This is a genomic window from Okeania sp. SIO2B9, from assembly GCF_010672505.1.
Taxonomy (GTDB): Bacteria; Cyanobacteriota; Cyanobacteriia; order Cyanobacteriales; family Microcoleaceae; genus Okeania; species Okeania hirsuta.
Genome location: NZ_JAAHGK010001045.1, coordinates 1 through 2,758, shown reverse-complemented (window position 1 = coordinate 2,758; position 2,758 = coordinate 1). Strand labels below are relative to the sequence as shown.

The window sequence follows — 2,758 nt, the reverse complement described above, 5'->3', positions numbered from 1 at the left end:
TGAAGAAGAAAGAGGGAAGAGGGAAGAAGGCTACCCTCGCAAGAAAAAACCATCATTTCCTGTAGATATTCACCCTTGGGTTTACACAAACGATATAAACGGACATGATATAATTTATTTACAGTTAATTAAGAAATTTAAATAACTCTCCCACCTGTTTTAAATCCACATTTCCTCCACTAATAATTACTCCAACTCTCACACCAGAAACTTTAACAATACCTTCTAATAAAGCTGCTGCTGCCAATGTTCCAGTGGGTTCTATTACTAATTTCATTCTCTCCCAGATAAAATACATTGTTCTTAAAATTTCTTCCTCTGAAACTGTCACCATATCATCAACATAATTCAAAATTAATGGGAAATTTAACTTGCCTAAATAAGGTGTTCTAGCACCATCAGCAATAGTATTAGGATTAGATACAGTTTGTAGAATTTTAGAATAAAAAGACCGAGTTGCATCATCTGCATTTTTCGGTTCCACGCCAATAACTCGACAGTTTTTTAAGAGATTTTTAGTGGCGATCGCGCAACCAGAAAGTAAACCACCCCCACCACAACATACTAATAGTAAATCTAAACTTCCTACTTGTTCAATTAATTCTAAAGCAGTTGTACCTTGTCCGGCAATAATATCACAATGGTCATAAGGAGGAATAATTATCAAACCTTTTTCTTGAGCAATTTTTTGAGCTAGTTTTTCTCTATTTATTTCATTTACATCATAGAAAATTATCTCTGCTCCATAACCACGAGTAGCCGTTTTTTTTACTTGTGGAGCGTTGTCGGGCATAACTATAGTTGTGGGAATATTTAATAATTTTCCTGCTAAGGCGATCGCTTGAGCATGATTGCCCGAAGAGTAGGTTAAGACTCCCGATTGTTTTTGAGTTTTTGATAGTTGAGATAGAGCATTGTAAGCTCCTCTAAACTTAAATGATCCTGTTCGTTGAAAATTTTCACACTTGAAAAATACTTGACAGTTAGTTAGTTGATTTACAGTTTTTGAAGTTATTACAGGTGTGCGATTAGCCACCGACAATAAACGATTAGCTGCGGCCGTAATATTATTGTAATTAACTACAAAATGATCGGCAGATTTTGAGGAATAAATAGACATATTTTCTGAAAATATTCAACAATTATAGCAGAATGAAGAAGAAAGAAGGAAGAAGGAAAAATCTGGCGTGATCTAAGTTTTAAGCTTTTTATCTGTCAAATATAGTAATGGCAACTCCTATAACAATTATCATTCATAATTACTTCTCCTTAAAATTAGAGGATTGACTAAAATGATTTTTTTTATTCTTGATGCGTAGAAGCTTTCAAGCTTAATTATTTGGTAAAAAGAAAAAACAAACAAAGAAATTTTAGGTTGGGGAGAGGAATAGGGGATTCTCACAAAGCCTATAATATCAAATTATTTAACCATTCATTAGACTATAAACAATTCACTATCTCCAGACCTCATACCAAACTAATTAATCATAATTTGAAGTAATTTTATATTAAGAGTTTGAAGTTTTATTCTTCAACCAAACTTCAACAATTAAGATTATTTGGCAGTCCTGCAACGGTAATGGTATTAGACATCTCCTCCACGCATAGGCAGTAGGCAGCTTTGCTGTAGGCAGTAGGGAACCCACCCCTCACCCCTCCCCCTCCCAGGAGGGGAAATAATTGATATATATAGTGTGAGAATTGATTTGATTTTTGATTTTTACCAGATGTCTATTGATAAAACTTGGGACAAATTACCTAATGATGTCAACTGTTATTACCTCAGCTCCAATTAAAAGAAAGCGGTTGATCTTCGGAGCTTCCCGTAGAGTGGGATGGCGAGGAGACTTCCCCATATCCAATCGACCAAGAGAGAGGATGTATTTCGGTTTCTTTCCTACTCACAGTTTTTTCCGCTCCAGGTCTCCCCATCTCCCCATCTCCCCATCTCCACATATCTCCATTTCCCTCTACCATGAGTATGCACCACTACCGATTATTTTTGGTCTCCCAGACATTGAACTCGTGCTTGAGATAAAATGGGTCTAGGCTGAAATGACTCTAAACCACGGCCATCATAAATAGTTGCTCCATCAGGCATTTTTGCTCCTTCTAATATTACCCCTTCTGTTAAAGCACCCTCGAAAATAGCACCACTTAAATCAGTCTTGCTGAGGTCAGCACCTCTGAGGTCAACTCCACGGAGATTAGCATCCACTAAATTAGACCATTGGAGGTTAGTATTTTGCAGGTTAGCATCAGCTAAGTCAGCACAAGTAAAGTAAGAACCACTAAAATTACTTTTGCTTAAGTCGGCATTTGTTAAGTTAGCTTGTCTAAGTTTTGCACCTCGTCGTCTGATATTACTAAGGTCAGCTCCACTAAGGTCGCATCCTTGACAAACTGCTGATGGATTATCTAAAAATCTTCGGATATCATTGGCATTTTCTGCTAGAATTGGCGTAGTTAATCCGGCAATTGTTAAAAGGGTAATAGTAATAATTTTTGGCAGTTTCATAGTCTTTAATTTTTATTGATATTTACATCTATTATATATTATATAGTGATGTGGTATTGGCTCAAACCTTACTAATGCAAACTTTAAAAAAGCTTCTCTCAAAGAAGTAAATTTAGAAAGGAAAAATTTACAAGGAGCAAATTTGATGGGAGCTGACTTAGAAGGAGCTAATCTGATTAAAGCCAATTTATCTGGTGCTAAAACTTATGGGTGGAAAGTATAAAGTCTGCATCTTTATAA

4 protein-coding genes are annotated in these 2,758 nt (G+C 35.8%); 1 reads left to right on the top strand and 3 read right to left on the bottom strand.

Annotated elements, in window-relative coordinates:
- Positions 1 to 124 precede the first annotated feature (124 nt).
- The 3 genes from F6K13_RS27050 to F6K13_RS27040 form a co-directional block, all read right to left on the bottom strand.
- Positions 125 to 1,120, bottom strand: coding sequence for a threo-3-hydroxy-L-aspartate ammonia-lyase (locus F6K13_RS27050; RefSeq protein WP_124147830.1), 996 nt, complete (start codon positions 1,118 to 1,120; stop codon positions 125 to 127).
- A 662-nt stretch (positions 1,121 to 1,782) separates the two neighbouring features.
- A complete protein-coding gene (locus F6K13_RS27045; RefSeq protein WP_124147831.1) occupies positions 1,783 to 1,977 on the bottom strand; it encodes a hypothetical protein in 195 nt (64 codons plus the stop codon).
- A gap of 19 nt (positions 1,978 to 1,996) precedes the next feature.
- Positions 1,997 to 2,518: a pentapeptide repeat-containing protein gene (locus F6K13_RS27040; protein ID WP_124147832.1), complete on the bottom strand. Its 522-nt coding sequence runs from the start codon at positions 2,516 to 2,518 to the stop codon at positions 1,997 to 1,999.
- A gap of 55 nt (positions 2,519 to 2,573) precedes the next feature.
- On the opposite strand from F6K13_RS27040, the gene F6K13_RS27035 reads away from it, so the two are divergent.
- Positions 2,574 to 2,741 (top strand): pentapeptide repeat-containing protein, encoded by a 168-nt coding sequence (locus F6K13_RS27035; protein ID WP_240039213.1) that lies wholly within the window; start codon positions 2,574 to 2,576, stop codon positions 2,739 to 2,741.
- Positions 2,742 to 2,758: the final 17 nt, after the last annotated feature.

Coding starts and splice junctions, on each gene's coding strand:
- F6K13_RS27040 (WP_124147832.1), bottom strand. CDS start 2,518: ATGAAACTGCCAAAAATTATTACTATTACCCTTTTAACAATTGCCGGA.
- F6K13_RS27045 (WP_124147831.1), bottom strand. CDS start 1,977: ATGGTAGAGGGAAATGGAGATATGTGGAGATGGGGAGATGGGGAGATG.
- F6K13_RS27050 (WP_124147830.1), bottom strand. CDS start 1,120: ATGTCTATTTATTCCTCAAAATCTGCCGATCATTTTGTAGTTAATTAC.